Here is a 14,640-nt window from a genome sequence, read left to right as displayed (position 1 = left end):
GACCGGCCCCTCAGCGGTTCATCCGGTTCGCGATCAGGTCGTCCACGACGCCGGGATCGGCGAGCGTCGAGGTGTCGCCGAGCGCGCCGTAATCGTCCTCCGCGATCTTGCGGAGGATACGACGCATGATCTTGCCCGAGCGCGTCTTGGGCAGGCCCGGCGCCCATTGGATGCAATCCGGCTTGGCGATCGGCCCGATCTCGGACCGCACCCAGCTTTCGAGTTCGCGGCGAAGCTCGTCGGACGGCGTCTCTCCGCCCATCAGGGTGACGTAGGCGTAGATGCCCTGGCCCTTCACCTCGTGCGGAAAGCCCACCACCGCGGCCTCGGCCACCTTCGGATGGGCGACGAGCGCGCTTTCCACCTCGGCCGTGCCCATCCGGTGACCGGAGACGTTGATGACGTCGTCGACGCGGCCGGTGATCCAGTAATAGCCGTCGGCGTCGCGCCGGCACCCGTCGCCGGAGAAATAGTAGGTCTTGTAATCGGCGAAATAGGTCTTCTCGAACCGTTCATGGTCGCCCCAGATCGTGCGCATCTGGCCTGGCCAGCTGTCCTTGATGCAGAGCACGCCCTCCGCCACCGTCTCGGCGATCTCCTCGCCGGTCGCCGGGTCGAGAACGGCGGGCTGTATGCCGAAGAAGGGCAAGGTGGCGGATCCGGGCTTGGTGGCCGTCGCGCCGGGCAGGGGGGTCAGGAGGTGGCCGCCGGTCTCCGTCTGCCACCAGGTGTCGACGATGGGGCAACGGCCGCGGCCCACGACCTCGTCGTACCAGGACCAGGCTTCCGGGTTGATCGGCTCGCCCACCGTGCCCAGCACCTTGAGCGAGGACAGATCGTAGCCTTCCACGAAGCCCTTGCCCTGGCCCATCAGGGCGCGGATCGCGGTGGGCGCGGTGTAGAACTGGTTCACGCGGTGCTTCTCGCAGACCGCCCAGAAGCGGCCGGCATCGGGATACGTTGGCACGCCCTCGAACATCAGCGTCGTGGCGCCGTTGGCGAGCGGGCCGTAGACGATGTAGCTGTGCCCCGTGACCCAGCCGACATCGGCGGTGCACCAATAGACGTCGCCGTCGTGGTAGTCGAACGTGTATTGATGCGTCATCGCGGCGTAGACGAGGTAGCCGCCCGTGGTGTGGACGACGCCCTTCGGCTGCCCGGTGGAGCCGGAGGTGTAGAGGATGAAGAGCGGGTCCTCCGCCCCCACCTCCTCGGGCGGACAATCGTTCGACGCCTCGGCTTCCAGCTCGTGCAGCCAGAAGTCGCGGCCTTCGACCATCTCGATCGCGCCGCCGGTACGCCTGACGACGAGGGTTTTGGTGTCGGTCGAGACCTTCTCCAGCGCCTTGTCGGCATTCGCCTTCAGCGGCGTGTTCCGCCCGCCCCGCGGCGCCTCGTCGGCGGTGACGAGGACCTTGGCCTCCGATCCGTCGATCCGGGCGGCCAGCGCATCCGCGGAAAAGCCTGCGAAGACGATGGAATGGATCGCCCCGATCCGCGCGCAGGCCAGCATCGCGTAGGCGGCTTGCGGGATCATCGGCATGTAGAGGACGACGCGGTCGCCCTTTCCGACGCCGAGCCCCTTCAGGACGTTGGCGACCTTGCAGACATGCGCGTGAAGCTGGCGGTAGCTGATATGCTGCGCCTCCGCCTCCGGGTCGTCGGGCTCCCAGATGATGGCGGTCTGCTCGCCGCGCTCGGCCAGATGGCGGTCGATGCAGTTCGCCGCGACGTTGAGCGTTCCGTCCTCGTACCAGCGGATATCGACGTTGCCGGGCGCGAAGGACGTGTTCTTGACGATGCCGTAGGGCTTGATCCAGTCGATGCGCCGTCCCTGCTCGCCCCAGAAGGCTTCGGGATCGGCGACGGAGGCCGCGTACATCTCGTCGTAGGTCGCGCGGTCGATATGCGCGCCGGCGGCGAAGTCCGGATCGGGCTCGAACGTCTTTGCATCGTGCATCGTAATCTCCCTCATTCCCTGCTTCCGGGGCTATCGATCCCCGGCTCCTTGTGCCAGCCCCGGCCGCGCGGCGGTCCCTTGCCGGTCAGATCGCCAGATATTCCGCGCGGAGCGTCGCGTTTTCCAGAACTTCGCTCGCCGTGCCGTCGAACACGACGCCGCCGGTATCGAGGATCACGGCGCGGTCCGACAGCTTCAGCGCCCGGACGGCGTTCTGCTCCACGAGGATCGTGGTGATCCCGCTGCGACGAATTTCGGCGAGCGTGCGTTCGATCTCGTCGACGATCACGGGGGCGAGCCCCTCGTAGGGTTCGTCGAGCAGCAGAAGCTTCAGGTCGCGGGCCAGCGCGCGGGCGATCGAAAGCATCTGCTGTTCGCCGCCCGACAGCGTGACCCCCTCCTGCCGGCGGCGTTCGCCGAGCCGGGGAAAAAGCTCGTAGATGCGCTCGATCGACCAGCCGACGGGCGGGGCGATCTGCGCGAGCTTGAGGTTCTCCTCCACCGTCAGCCCGGGAATGATCCGCCGGTCCTCCGGAACGAGGCCCAGCCCCGCCGCGCTGGCTTCGTGCGCCCTCATTCGGTGCAGCGCGTCGCCGTCGAGCCAGATTTCGCCCCGTTTGAGTTCGGGATTGCCGAGCCGGGCGCAGGTCCGGAGCGTCGAGGTCTTGCCCGCGCCGTTCCGCCCGAGCAGCGCGAGGATTTCCCCCTCGCGCACGTCGAAGCTGATCCCCTGCACGATGTAGCTCTCGCCGTAATAGGCGTGGATGTCGCGGACCGAGAAGAAGGCCGGTGCGGCCGCGTCGCGGGGCGTTTCGCCGCCGATTGCCGGATTGACGTTCATCGCGTCCTCCTAATGCTCCGTCTCGCCGAGATAGGCCTCGCGCACCTTCGGATGGCCCCTGATGTTGTCGGGCGTGTCCTCGACGAGCGGCGTGCCCTGCGCCAGCACCGTGATCCGCTCGGCGAGCGAGAAGACGACATGCATGTCGTGCTCGATGATCGCGATTGTGATCGGCCGGCTGTCCTTGATCTGCTTGAGGAGCTCGATCGTGTTGTTGGTGTCGGCACGGGCCATGCCCGCCGTCGGCTCGTCGAGCAGCAGCAGGCGCGGCTCCTGCGCGAGGCACATCGCGATCTCGAGCCGCCGCTTGTCGCCGCGCGACATCGAGGCCGCGTGCATGCCGCGCTTCTCGATCATGTGCATGTCCTCGAGCATGTGCTCCGCCCTGTCCACGATCTCCCGGTCGCGCATCAGCGCGCGGTAGCCGTTCAGCGCGAAAGCGCCGTCCCGCTTGGCAAGGCAGGGGATCATCATGTTCTCGAGCACCGTGAGGTCGCCGAAGATCTCGGGTGTCTGGAACACCCGGGAAATACCCATCTGGTTGATCTCGTGCGGCTTGCGCCCGAGCACCGATTGGCCGTCGAAGCTCACCGATCCGGTGTCGGGGATGAGCTTGCCGACGAGACAGTTCAGGAGCGTTGACTTGCCCGCGCCGTTCGGCCCGATGATCGCGTGGACCGAGTCCTTGGCGACCGAGAGGTTCACGTCGGAAAGCGCGTGGAGCCCCCCGAACCGCTTGCCGACGTTCTTGACCTCGAGGATGTTCATGCCGCTCACTCCCCCGCCTGACGCTGCGTCGCCGCGTCGTCCTCGACCCCGCCGCCCTTGCGGTCGCGGCGGAAGATCGTAGCCATCTTGTTTCCACCCTGCACGAGTCCGCCGGGCAGGAAGATGACGACCAGCATGAAGAGCAGGCCGAGCGTCAGGTGCCAGCCCTTGCCGACGAAGGGGTAGACGATGGCCACCAGCGCGTCCTCCAGCCCGTCGGGCAGGAAGGAGAACCAGGCATGCAGCGTGGATTCGTTTATCTTGGAGAAGATGTTCTCGAAATACTTGATGAATCCCGCCCCGAGCACCGGACCGATCAGCGTGCCGGCCCCGCCGAGGATCGTCATCAGCACGACCTCCCCCGACGCGGTCCACTGCATCCGCTCGGCGCCCGCGAGCGGGTCCATCGCCGAAAGGAGCCCGCCGGCGAGACCGGCATACATGCCGGAGATCACGAAGGCCGCCAGCGTGTAGGGCCGGGCGTTGACGCCGGTATAGTTCAGCCGCTGCTGGTTCGACTTCACGGCACGCAGCATCATCCCGAAAGGCGACCGGAACAGACGCACCGAAAGGTAGAAGCAGACCACCATGATCACGGCGCAGAGGTAGTAACCGGCATTGAACTGGAAGTTCCACGCCCCGATCGACAGCGTTTCCGTTTCGCGCATCGCCAGCCCGAAGAGGTGCGGCGCGCGGGGCCCGTCGCCCTGCAGCCATTGCGGGTCGCTCGTGTAAACCTGCAGGCCGGTCTCGCCGTTCGTCAGGTTGAAGGCCGGGTTCGACAGGACGGAATAGGCTAGTGCGAAGGACATCTGCGCGAAGGCGAGCGTCAGGATCGAGAAGTAGATGCCCGACCGGCGCAGCGAGACGTAGCCGATCAGCAGCGCGAATAGCCCGGACACGACGATCGAGAGCAGGATGCCGGGCAGGACGTTGTAGCCCAGGAGCTTGAACATCCAGACGCAGGAATAGGAGCCCACGCCAAGAAAGGCGGCGTGGCCGAAGCTCAGGTAGCCGGTCAGCCCGAACAGGATGTTGAAGCCGATCGCGAAGATCCCGAAGATCACGAAGCGCTGCATCAGGTCCGGGTAGCCTGCGTTGAACTGGGCCATCGCAGAGTTCGACGGGAACGGGTTGAGCAGGAACGGCGCCAGCATCGCCAGCGCGATCACGACGAGGAGGAGGCTGAAATCCTGCTTCGTCAGCCCGAGGATCGTGTCCCGGGCCGCCCTGCGGGACGGCGGCGTCGCGGCGGCGGGGGTATAGTCGGTCCGGTCCGTCATGGCCTCACTCCTCCATCACGCCGCGGCGTCCCATCAGGCCCCGCGGGCGGGTCAGGAGGACGACGATGGCCACGAGGTAGATGATGATCTGGTTGATGCCGGGCACGGCGGTCGTGGCCCAGGTCGTCGAGGCGAAGCTCTCGAGGATGCCCAGCAGGAACCCGGCGAGCACCGCGCCGGGCAGGGAGCCCATGCCGCCGACGACCACGACGACGAAGCTGAGGACGAGAAAATCCATCCCCATGTGGTAGTTCGGTGGATTGATCGGCGTGTACATCACCCCGGCGAGGCCGGCCACGGCGGCGGCGATGCCGAACATGATGGTGAAGCGGCGGTCGATGTCGATGCCCAGAAGGCCCACCGTCTCCCGGTCCGCCATGCCGGCACGGACGACCATGCCGAAGGTGGTGAATTGCAGAAAGGCGAAGACGGCGGCGATGATGATCGCGGCGAAGACGAAATAGACGAGTCGCCAGTACGGATAGATGATCGTGTTCGGATCGAAGCCCAGCAGGACGCCGAAGTCGAAGCTGCCGCGGAACGCGTCGGGCGCCGGCGTCGGGATCGGGTTGGCGCCGTAGAAGTACTTGATAACCTCCTGCAGCACGATGGCGAGTCCGAAGGTCACCAGGATCTGGTCGGCATGGGGGCGCTTGTAGAAATGCTTGATGAGGCCACGCTCCATCACGAATCCGATGAGCAGCATGACCGGGATGGCGACGAGGATCGAGACCGGCACGGCCCAGTCCAGGAGCGCCTGCCCGAGCTCCGGACCGAAGATGTCCTCCACGTAGAGGACGTCGTCGTAGCGCGGATTGCCGAGGAAATCCGTGCCCGACGGCTCCGACGCCTTGTGACTGAGCTGCAGCAGGCGGCTCAGCGTCACGGCGACGAAGGCGCCCAGCATGAAGAGCGCGCCATGCGCGAAGTTCACCACGCCCAGCGTGCCGAAGATAAGCGTGAGCCCGAGCGCGATGAGCGCGTAGGCCGACCCCTTGTCGAGCCCGTTCAGGATCTGGAGGAGGAAGGCTTCCATGTCGCCGGTGTCCTTGAAAAAGGTACGGTCGGGTTCCCGAGGCAGGCGGAGCGGATGCCGGCCCGGGGCGGGCGATCGGGCAGGTCAGCCCGCCCCCGATCGATCCGATGGAGGGGCCGGCCGCGCCGGGCGGCCGGCCGGGCTCGGGTCAGGCGCCCGGGTTGCACTCGCCGAGCTCGCCGCCGGCGAACATCGGGTGGTCCGGCTCGTAGGTGACGGCCTCGGTCGGCGTGACCTCGACGATCTCCACGAGGTCGAACTCGTTCTCCGGGTTCTCCTTGCCGCGCACGACGACCACGTCCTTGAAGCACTGGTGGTCGCTGCCCCGGTAAAGCGTCGGACCGTTGCCCAGCCCGTCGAACTCGAAATCCTCGAGCGCCTCGACGACCGCGCAGGGATTGAAGCTGCCCGCCCGCGTCACCGCGTCGGCGTAGAGCAGTGTCTGCGCGTAGCAGGTATGCGCGGCCTGGCTCGGCGGGAAGCCGTATTTCTCGCCGAAGGATTGCACGAAGGCGTTCGTCCCGATGTAGCGCGAGCCGCGCTCGTTCTCGAGTTTCCAGTCCCAGTTCTGCGAGCCGGGGATGCCGGCGATGCTCTCGCCCGCGCCGCGCGCCATGAGCTCCGAGTAGAGCGGCACGACGATCTGGAAGTCCTTGCCGTTGGCTTGGGCCTGCTTCAGCCCGAACTGCACGGCGTTGGTCAGCGAGTTGACCATGTTGCCGCCGTAATGATTGAGCACCAGCACGTCCGCGCCCGAGTTCAGGACCGGCGCGATATAGGAGGAGAAGTCCGTGGCCGCGAGCGGCGTCAGCACGTTCTCCACCGTCTCCCATCCCAGCGCCTCGGTCGCTGCCGCGATCGATTCCTGCTGTGTCCAGCCCCAGGTGTAGTCCGCGGTCAGGTGGTACGCCCTGCGGTCGGTGCCGTAGAGGCTTTCGAGCACCGGGGCCATCGCGGCCGCGGACATGTAGGCGTTGAAGAAATGGCGGAAGCCGTTGGCCTTCTTGTCCTTGCCGGTCGTGTCGTTGGAATGCGTCAGCCCCGACATGAAGATCACGCCGGCATCCTGACAGAGCCCCTGCACCGCGACGGCCACGCCGGACGAGGATCCGCCCGAGATCATCACGGCGCCGTCCTTCTGGATCATCGACTGCGCGGCGGCGCGGGCGGCGTCGGACTTGGTCTGCGTGTCGCCGGTGACGAACTCGACCCGCTTGCCCATGATGCCGGCGCCGTCGAGCGCCTTCGAGGAGAAGGTCTGCAGCATGCCGCCGTCGCCCTCGCCGTTCAGGTGCTCGACGGCAAGCTCGAAGGCCCGCAGCTCGTCGGCGCCCTCGTCGGCGTAGGGGCCGGTCTGGGGAACGTTGAAACCGAGCGTCACCGTGTCGCCGGTCGGCGCGTTGGTGAAGCCCTGCTCCTGCGCCCATGCGGCGCCGGTGAAGATGATCGGCAGCGCGAGACCGGCGCCGGTGGCGGCACCGGTCTTCATCACGCCACGCCGGGTGAAGTGCAATCTGGTCATGAGGACCCTCCCTTTGTTCTTGAGGCCCGCGCCCTCTCCCAATGGACGCCGGCCGGTCCGTCGTGTCGACGGATCGCCGTCAGTATTCGGCGAGGGGCCATGATCCGACAACAACCTATCGGCATGGCTCCATTCTCTTGTAAATAACGTGACGGGGCGGTGGGAAAATCTGTAAACTTATTCTCGCGCAGCTGCAGCATTCGAGGAAGATCAGGGGGTTTCGTGACACGGGATATGCCGACCGGGCAGCGGATACGGGAACGGCGCATGGCCCTTGGTCTGAAACAGAGAGAAGTTGCCGCAGCGGCAGGTGTCTCGCCGAGCTACTTGAACCTCATCGAGCACGACCGCCGTGCCATCGGCGGGGCGCTGCTATCCCGGCTCGCTGCCGCGCTTCGCACCGACCGCGCAACGCTGGCCGGGGAGGGGGACGCGGACCTCGTCGCCGCGCTGCGGAACGTGGCCGCGCTGCGCGGGCTTCCGGCGTCCGCGCGGGATCAGGCCGGCGACCTCGCGCGGCAACATCCCCGATGGGCGCGGCTTCTCGTGGCGGAGGCGGAGGCGCATGCGGCGCAGGTCCGCAGAATCGACGCGTTGGGGGATCGTCTGAGCCACGATCCCGCCGTGGCCGACGCGATGCACGAGCTGATGTCCGCGGTGGCCGCCGTCCGGTCCACCGCGTCGATCCTCGCGCAAACGCCGGAAATCGACGCGAACTGGCTGGTCCGGTTCTACGCCAATCTCGACGAGGACAGCCGACGGTTGGCAAAGGGCGCGGCCACGGTGCGCGATCTCTTCGACGCGCGGCCGGGGGAGGCGGAGACGAACCTGCCGGCGGAGACCGTTTCGCGCTTTCTCGACGCCAGCGGACATCGCTTCGACCGCCTGGAGGACGACGGCGCCGGTGCGATCCCCGATCTCGTCGCCGGCATCGTCGATCCGGTCGCGCGGGAGATGGCGGCGGGGATCCTTGCCGGGGATGCCGCCGATGCGGCGCGGCTGCCGCGCGGCATGGTCGACGCGGCGGCGTCGCCCGCGGATCTCTTCCCCGCGGCAGAGGGGGACGTCGCGCTTGTGCTGCGGCGAATGGGGGCGCGGGATCCGAGGCGCGGCCTGATGATCTGCGACGCGGCCGGGGCCGTGCTTCGGTCCAAGGTCGTCGCCGGGTTCCCGTTGCCCCGGAACGGATCGGGCTGCCCGCTCTGGCCGGTCTACGCGGCATTCTCCGCCCCCGGCCACACGATCGACACCGCCGTCGAGATGCCGGACGGCGTCGTCTGGCGCGCGCAGGCCGTGGCGGCGCTCGCCCCGCCCCCCGGGTTCGGGCGGGCGCCGATCCCGCGCGCGACGATGCTCCTCACGCCGGTCGCGGGCGCGGCGGTGCCGGACCGTCCTCTTCCTGTCGGGCCGGGATGCCGGCTCTGCCCGCGCGGGGATTGCCCCGCCCGGCGGGAGCCCTCCGTCTTGACCGCGAGGCTGGACAACACGGGCGACGCCATGAACACATCGACCGACACGTGACCGGAGGGAGGCCGGCATGACCCATGCGACCGAACCCGGTCCGGCAGGCACGCGACCGCCGGGTCGCGTCCTGCTGATCGAGGACGAGCCGAACATCGCCACCGCTCTGGGCTTCATCCTGCGGCGCGACGGCTGGCGGGTCTCGACCCATTCCGACGGGGCGACCGCGCTCGACGCCGTGGCGCGTCACGCGCCGGCGGTCGTCGTTCTCGACGTGATGTTGCCGGGGTTGTCCGGTTTCGACATCCTGTCCGGTATCCGCGCGAGCCCGCGCCCCGATCTGCCGGTGCTGATGCTGACCGCGAAGGGACAGGCCAAGGATCGCGCCCGGGCCGAGGCGCTGGGCGTGAACCGGTTCATGACCAAGCCGTTCTCGAACCGCGAGCTGCTCGACGCGGTGCGCGCGCTGGCGGAGCCGTGACCGCGCCACCCGCGCCCGCGCCCGCCACCGACGCGCAACGGCGCGACCGGGCGCGGACACGGCTTGTCGACGGGGCGCGCCTGCTGCCCGTCCTCGGCGCGGCGCTGTTCCTGCTGCCCGATCTCGTTCTGTCGGACGGCGCGGCGGGCGATGGGGCGACGGTGCCCTGGCTCACCTATCTCTTCGCGTCGTGGTCCGCCCTCGTCGGCCTCGCGCTCTGGATCGCCCGGCGGCATGCACGGCTGGGCGGGGCGGACGATCCGCCGTGACGCTGACGTTCAACCTGCTGGTGGCGATCTGCCTCGGCTACGTCGCGTTCCTGTTCGCGGTGGCCTTCGCGGGCGAGCGGCAATCCGCGCGGGGCCGCGGCGGCTGGCTGCGCGGTCCGACCGTCTACACGCTGTCGCTGTCGATCTACTGCACGGCCTGGACGTTCTACGGCGCGGTCGGATACGCGGCGCGGTCGGGCCTCGAGTTCATGACGATCTATCTCGGTCCGACGATCGTCTTCGTCGGCTGGTGGTGGTTCCTGCGCAAGCTCGTGCGGATCGGGCGCGCCGAACGGGTGACCTCCATCGCCGACATCGTGTCGAGCCGCTACGGCAAGTCCACCTCGCTCGCGGTCATCGTGACGCTTCTCGCGGTCGTGGGCACGACGCCCTACATCGCGCTTCAGCTGCAATCGATCACGCTGGCCTTCGGCGTCTTCGCCGCGCCGGAGACGGGCGGCGCGGATCTCGACGGGCTCGCGCTCTGGTGCGCGGTGGGTCTCGCGGTCTTCACCATCCTGTTCGGCACGCGCCGGCTCGACATGGGCGAGCGGCACGAGGGGATCGTGAGCGCGATCGCGGTGGAGGCCGTGGTGAAGCTCGTGGCGCTCCTGTCGGTCGGCGCCTTCGTGGTCTGGGGGCTGAACGACGGCATCGGTCCCACGCGGGCGGCGATCGCGGCGGGGCCGGTGGCGGACTGGACGGCGACGCCGGGCCGGTGGGCGGGCCTCATCCTCGTCTCCGGCGCGGCGGTGATCTGCCTGCCGCGCATGTTCCAGGTCCTCGTGGTCGAGAACAGCGACGAGCGGCACCTCGTCACGGCGAGCTGGGCGTTCCCGGCCTATCTCATGGCGATGTGCCTGTTCGTCGTGCCGATCGCGGCCACCGGGCTCGCGCGGATGCCGGACGGGGCGAACCCGGACCTGTTCGTGCTGACGCTGCCGCTCGCCGAGGGACAGGACGGGCTGGCACTGCTCGCCTTCCTCGGCGGCTTCTCGTCGGCGACGTCAATGGTGATCGTGGCCTCCGTGGCGCTCGCGACGATGCTGTCGAACCATGTCGTCATGCCCGTCTGGCTCGCCTGGCAGGGGCAGGGACGGGCGAGCATCTCGGGCGACGTGCGCGCCGTGGTGCTGCGCGCCCGCCGGATCTCGATCCTCGTCGTGCTCGCGATGGGCTACCTCTACTTCCTGACGACCGGCGGGACGGCGGCGCTGGCCTCCATCGGGCTCATCTCCTTCGTGGGCATCGCGCAGGTCCTGCCGACGCTGGCCTTCGGCCTGTTCTGGACGGGTGCCACGCGGCTCGGGGCGGCGGCGGGGATCCTGACGGGCTTCGCCATCTGGGGCTGGACGATGCTGCTGCCGGTGCTGCTGCCGGATGCCGGTTTCCTCGCGGCGCCGTTCGGGATCGGCTGGCTCGGGTCGTTCTCGCTCTTCGGGATGACGGGCGACCCGCTGGTGACGGCGGCGATCCTGTCGCTCGGCCTCAACACCTTCGTCTTCTGCCTCGTCTCCCTCGCGACCCAGCCCACGCCGATGGAGCGCCTGCAGGCGCCGCGCTTCGTCCACGTCTTCGACCGCACGGCGCGTCCGCGCGGCCATCGCGGCGGGACGGTGCAGGCGGACGAACTCCTGATCATGGCGCAGCGCATCCTGGGCGCGCGGGAGGCGCAGGATTTCTTCTTCGCCGAGGCGCGCAGGCAGGGGCGGGCGCGCGACCTGCCGGAAACCACGCCCGACCTCCTCGACCGGCTCGAGCGGCGCCTGGCCGGCTCGGTCGGCGCCGCGACGGCCCATGCGATGGTCAGCGGGATCACCGGCGGCACCGCCGTCTCGGTCGAGGATCTGCTGGCCGTGGCCGACGAGACGGCGCAGATCATGGAATATTCCGCCCGGCTCGAGGCGCAGTCCGTCGAATTGACCCGCACCACGCGCGAGCTGCGCGAGGCCAATCGCAAGCTCACCGCGCTCGGCCGGCAAAAGGACGCGTTCCTGAGCCAGGTCAGCCACGAGCTGCGCACACCCATGACCTCGATCCGCGCCTTTTCGGAGATCCTGCGCGAGGAAGACGTGCCCGAGGCCGACCGGGCGCGCTATGCCGGGATCATTCTGGAGGAGAGCCGCCGGCTGACGCGGTTGCTCGACGATCTGCTCGACCTCGCCGTGCTCGAATCCGGGCAGGTCGAGCTGGAGCGCGTCACCGTTTCCCTGCGTGACGTGATCGACCGGGCGCTCGTCGCCTCGGGGGAGACCGGGCTTCGCATCGAGCGCGACCGGGACGCGGAGGCGGTGGACGTGGAGGCCGATCCCGACCGGCTCGCGCAGGTCTTCATCAACCTCGTCACCAACGCGGCCCGGTATTGCGACGCCGACCGGCCGGCCCTGCGCATCCGGGTCGACGTGGCCGAAACGGTGACGATCGACGTCTCCGACAACGGCGGCGGAATCGACCCGGAGGCGCGCGACCTCATCTTCGAGAAGTTCGCGCGGCTGGACAGGGGGGCGGCCACCGGACGCGCCGGGCTCGGCCTCGCGATCTGCCGGGAGGTGATGGCCCGGCTCGGGGGCAGCATCGAATACGTGGCCGCGTCCCGGGGAACGACGTTCCGCGTCCGCCTGCCCCGCGTCGCCGCCGGGGCCGCGGCATGACCGGGATCGCGGAAAAGGTTTGTTAACGTCGATGACGCAGAGAAAGCTGCGAGAGAATCTCCCGGGGCCCGATGTCTGCAGAACGTGACACAAACCTCCTGCGCCGGATGGCCGCGCCGAACGCGGCGGCCGCCGAGACCGGGCTGGTGGCCGGGTCGGATCTGGCGCGGGCGATGGCGACCGGCGTGCTGCGCGTCGCCGACAGGATGGACGGCCTCGGCCTTTCCACCGGCGCGCGGACGGCGCGGCGGCTGGACGCGGACGCGGCGTTCGACGCGTTCGACGCCCGCGCGCTCTGCCTTCTGCTGGACCCCGAGGGCCACGATCCGGCCGCGCCGGGCAGCGTGTCGCCGGAAGCGCTCGCGGCACGAACCGGACTCGTCGTCCTGCATCCCGCGCTGACCGACGGGCTGATCGAGGTCCAGACGATCGGCCGGGTCGAGGGGCCGGCCCGTCCGGCGCGGCGGCCGACGCGGATCGACGCGGCGCTCGCGCAGCCCTTCGTGCTGTCCCTCCTAGACCAGATCCGCGCGCTTCTGCCCGTCGATACGAACGAGCCGTGCCCCGGCACCCTGCGCGCGGGCAGCTTCATCGCCGGCCCGGCCTCGCTCGGCCTCATCCTCACCGCGTCGCATTACCTGCGCGTCGACCTCGAGATCGAGCTTGCCCAGGGCCACCGCCAGGCGGGCCTGTCCTTCGTCCTGCCCCTCGACGTCGCCGCCCGGGCCACCGCCGAGGAGCCGGACCCGCGCGGCGAATGGGCGCCGGCGATGGAGGCCATCGCGATGGAGGCGCCGGTGCGGCTGGAGGCGGTGCTGCCGCCGCTCAAGATGCCGCTGTCGAGGCTCGTGACCCTGAAGGTGGGCGACCTGATCCCGATCGACGCGCAGGCGCTGAGCCGGCTGTCGCTGCACGGCGGCGCCTCCGGCATCACCGTTCCCGGCCGCGCGCGTCTGCCGCGCGGCGCGTCGCTCAAGGCCCGGCTGGGGCAACTCAACGGGGTGCGCGCGGTCAAGATCGCCGCGCTTCCCGGCGATGCGGAGGGCGCCGAGGCCGGGCGCGACCCCGAGTTCGGCGCCGACGCGATCGCCGGCTTCGGCGTGGGACCGGCCCCGGCGCTGGGCATGTCTGGCAATGCGAGGGAGGATGCGCTCGGGACGCTGCCCGATCTGCCCGGCAGCCCGGACTTCCCGGATTTTCCCGACCTTCCCGATCTGCCCTGACGGCCTTGCGTCGTTCTCTGGCCTCTGCGACCAATCGAACGGGGAGGATCGGACATGACGGACAAGAGGCGGCCCTTGCGCGCGCGGATGCAGGCGGGCGAGCGCCTGGCCGGGACTTTCGTCAAGACGCCCAGCGTCGCGGTGGTGGAGGTGCTGATCCTGTCGGGTCTCGATTTCCTGACGCTCGACGCGGAGCATGCGCCCTTCGATCGCGGCGCCATGGATGCCTGCATGGCCATCGCGCGCGCCTACGATTTTCCCGTTCTCGTCCGGGTGCAGGACGGATCCCCCGCCCGCATCCTCGACGCGCTCGATCTGGGCGCGACCGGCATCGTCGTGCCCCATGTCGACAGCGTCGGGAAGGCGCGCGCGGTCGCGGCGGCCGCGCGGTTCGGTCCCGGGGGGCGGGGCTATGCCGGCTCCACCCGCTGGGCCGGCTACACCACGCAGCGGATGCCCGCCCTTCTGGCCCGGTCGCGCGAGGAAACCGTCGTGCTGGCCCAGATCGAGGAGCCGGCCGGGGTCGAGGCGGCGGAGGAGATCGCGGCGGTGGCGGGGATCGACGCGCTTTTCATCGGACCCTCGGACCTGTCGGTCGCCTACGGACACGACAGCCTCGACAATCCGGACCTGTTCGCGGCGATCGCGCGGGTCGGACGCGCGGCGGCCGGGAACGGCAAGACTTTCGCCACCTGGGTTCCGAACGCGGAGGTCGCGGCGCAGTGGGCCGGTCACGGCTTCACGATGTTCGTCGTCTCCTCGGAGCACGGCTGGATGCTGCAAGGCGCGCGGGAAACGGCGAAGGCCATCCACGACCTTTCGTGAAGTTCCTTGCACTGGGCGCATACGGGCGTTTCCGCACCGGCATTGGTGATGTGCCGCGGTGCGGCATAGGTAGGGGTCAACAGAGGCGACGGGCAGCCCGTCGCGACCGACCTACGGAGTACCGTCATGACCGACCATCAGTATATGGACGTACAGAAATACGAACTCGAAGCCCGCGCCATGCGCGCCGCCTACATGCGGGAGCTGGGCCGGAGCTTCGCCGCACGCATCCGGGGCTTCTTCGCGCGGCCCGCGCACGCCTGATCCGGCGCGGATAAGTTCGCAAAGGCCCCGTTCGGGGCCTTTCGCATGTCCGGGGG

13 protein-coding genes are annotated in these 14,640 nt (G+C 69.2%); 7 read left to right on the top strand and 6 right to left on the bottom strand.

Going from position 1 to position 14,640, the window contains the following annotated elements; translation table 11 throughout:
* Nucleotides 1–10 precede the first annotated feature (10 nt).
* The 6 genes from acs to Q1B08_RS00360 form a co-directional block, all read right to left on the bottom strand.
* Nucleotides 11–1,960, bottom strand: coding sequence for an acetate--CoA ligase (gene acs / locus Q1B08_RS00385; protein ID WP_299812983.1), 1,950 nt, complete (start codon nucleotides 1,958–1,960; stop codon nucleotides 11–13).
* A gap of 85 nt (nucleotides 1,961–2,045) precedes the next feature.
* On the bottom strand, nucleotides 2,046–2,801 hold the full coding sequence (locus Q1B08_RS00380; protein WP_299812980.1) for an ABC transporter ATP-binding protein: 756 nt from the start codon (nucleotides 2,799–2,801) through the stop codon (nucleotides 2,046–2,048).
* Nucleotides 2,802–2,810: 9 nt separating this feature from the next.
* Nucleotides 2,811–3,569: an ABC transporter ATP-binding protein gene (locus Q1B08_RS00375; RefSeq protein ID WP_299812977.1), complete on the bottom strand. Its 759-nt coding sequence runs from the start codon at nucleotides 3,567–3,569 to the stop codon at nucleotides 2,811–2,813.
* 5 nt (nucleotides 3,570–3,574) lie between these two features.
* Complete coding sequence (locus Q1B08_RS00370; protein ID WP_299814841.1) at nucleotides 3,575–4,783, bottom strand: branched-chain amino acid ABC transporter permease; 1,209 nt, start codon at nucleotides 4,781–4,783, stop codon at nucleotides 3,575–3,577.
* Nucleotides 4,784–4,856: 73 nt separating this feature from the next.
* On the bottom strand, nucleotides 4,857–5,888 hold the full coding sequence (locus Q1B08_RS00365) for a branched-chain amino acid ABC transporter permease (protein WP_299812974.1): 1,032 nt from the start codon (nucleotides 5,886–5,888) through the stop codon (nucleotides 4,857–4,859).
* Nucleotides 5,889–6,036: 148 nt separating this feature from the next.
* Entirely contained in the window at nucleotides 6,037–7,410 is a 1,374-nt protein-coding gene (locus tag Q1B08_RS00360) for a substrate-binding protein (protein WP_299812971.1), read from the bottom strand.
* A 234-nt stretch (nucleotides 7,411–7,644) separates the two neighbouring features.
* Between Q1B08_RS00360 and Q1B08_RS00355 the strand changes: the two genes are divergently transcribed.
* The 7 genes from Q1B08_RS00355 to Q1B08_RS00325 all read left to right on the top strand — a co-directional run bounded on the left by Q1B08_RS00355 (nucleotide 7,645) and on the right by Q1B08_RS00325 (nucleotide 14,584).
* Nucleotides 7,645–8,931 carry a short-chain fatty acyl-CoA regulator family protein gene (locus Q1B08_RS00355; RefSeq protein ID WP_299814838.1) on the top strand — a complete coding sequence of 429 codons (1,287 nt, stop codon included), beginning with the start codon at nucleotides 7,645–7,647 and terminating at the stop codon, nucleotides 8,929–8,931.
* A 16-nt stretch (nucleotides 8,932–8,947) separates the two neighbouring features.
* Nucleotides 8,948–9,352 (top strand): response regulator transcription factor, encoded by a 405-nt coding sequence (locus Q1B08_RS00350; protein ID WP_299812968.1) that lies wholly within the window; start codon nucleotides 8,948–8,950, stop codon nucleotides 9,350–9,352.
* A complete protein-coding gene (locus Q1B08_RS00345; protein ID WP_299812965.1) occupies nucleotides 9,349–9,621 on the top strand; it encodes a hypothetical protein in 273 nt (90 codons plus the stop codon). The genes Q1B08_RS00350 and Q1B08_RS00345 overlap by 4 nt, the downstream gene beginning before the upstream one ends.
* Nucleotides 9,618–12,272, top strand: coding sequence for an ATP-binding protein (locus Q1B08_RS00340; RefSeq protein ID WP_299812962.1), 2,655 nt, complete (start codon nucleotides 9,618–9,620; stop codon nucleotides 12,270–12,272). The genes Q1B08_RS00345 and Q1B08_RS00340 overlap by 4 nt, the downstream gene beginning before the upstream one ends.
* A 71-nt stretch (nucleotides 12,273–12,343) precedes the next feature.
* Nucleotides 12,344–13,495, top strand: a complete 1,152-nt coding sequence (locus Q1B08_RS00335; protein WP_299812959.1) for a FliM/FliN family flagellar motor switch protein — start codon at nucleotides 12,344–12,346, stop codon at nucleotides 13,493–13,495.
* Nucleotides 13,496–13,549: 54 nt separating this feature from the next.
* Entirely contained in the window at nucleotides 13,550–14,320 is a 771-nt protein-coding gene (locus Q1B08_RS00330; protein WP_299812956.1) for an aldolase/citrate lyase family protein, read from the top strand.
* Nucleotides 14,321–14,446: 126 nt separating this feature from the next.
* A complete protein-coding gene (locus Q1B08_RS00325; RefSeq protein WP_299812953.1) occupies nucleotides 14,447–14,584 on the top strand; it encodes an RSP_7527 family protein in 138 nt (45 codons plus the stop codon).
* The last annotated feature ends 56 nt before the right edge of the window (nucleotides 14,585–14,640 follow it).

Source organism: uncultured Jannaschia sp. (assembly GCF_947494025.1).
Lineage (GTDB): Bacteria > Pseudomonadota > Alphaproteobacteria > Rhodobacterales > Rhodobacteraceae > Jannaschia.
The sequence above is the reverse complement of the archived record's forward strand: the minus strand, read 5'-3'. Positions and strand labels throughout refer to the sequence as shown.

Bases quoted from the DNA above. Each gene is read 5' to 3' on its own strand.
- acs (WP_299812983.1), bottom strand. From the start codon at position 1,960: ATGCACGATGCAAAGACGTTCGAGCCCGATCCGGACTTCGCCGCCGGC.
- Q1B08_RS00380 (WP_299812980.1), bottom strand. From the start codon at position 2,801: ATGAACGTCAATCCGGCAATCGGCGGCGAAACGCCCCGCGACGCGGCC.
- Q1B08_RS00375 (WP_299812977.1), bottom strand. From the start codon at position 3,569: ATGAACATCCTCGAGGTCAAGAACGTCGGCAAGCGGTTCGGGGGGCTC.
- Q1B08_RS00365 (WP_299812974.1), bottom strand. From the start codon at position 5,888: ATGGAAGCCTTCCTCCTCCAGATCCTGAACGGGCTCGACAAGGGGTCG.
- Q1B08_RS00360 (WP_299812971.1), bottom strand. From the start codon at position 7,410: ATGACCAGATTGCACTTCACCCGGCGTGGCGTGATGAAGACCGGTGCC.
- Q1B08_RS00355 (WP_299814838.1), top strand. From the start codon at position 7,645: ATGCCGACCGGGCAGCGGATACGGGAACGGCGCATGGCCCTTGGTCTG.
- Q1B08_RS00350 (WP_299812968.1), top strand. From the start codon at position 8,948: ATGACCCATGCGACCGAACCCGGTCCGGCAGGCACGCGACCGCCGGGT.
- Q1B08_RS00335 (WP_299812959.1), top strand. From the start codon at position 12,344: ATGTCTGCAGAACGTGACACAAACCTCCTGCGCCGGATGGCCGCGCCG.
- Q1B08_RS00330 (WP_299812956.1), top strand. From the start codon at position 13,550: ATGACGGACAAGAGGCGGCCCTTGCGCGCGCGGATGCAGGCGGGCGAG.
- Q1B08_RS00325 (WP_299812953.1), top strand. From the start codon at position 14,447: ATGACCGACCATCAGTATATGGACGTACAGAAATACGAACTCGAAGCC.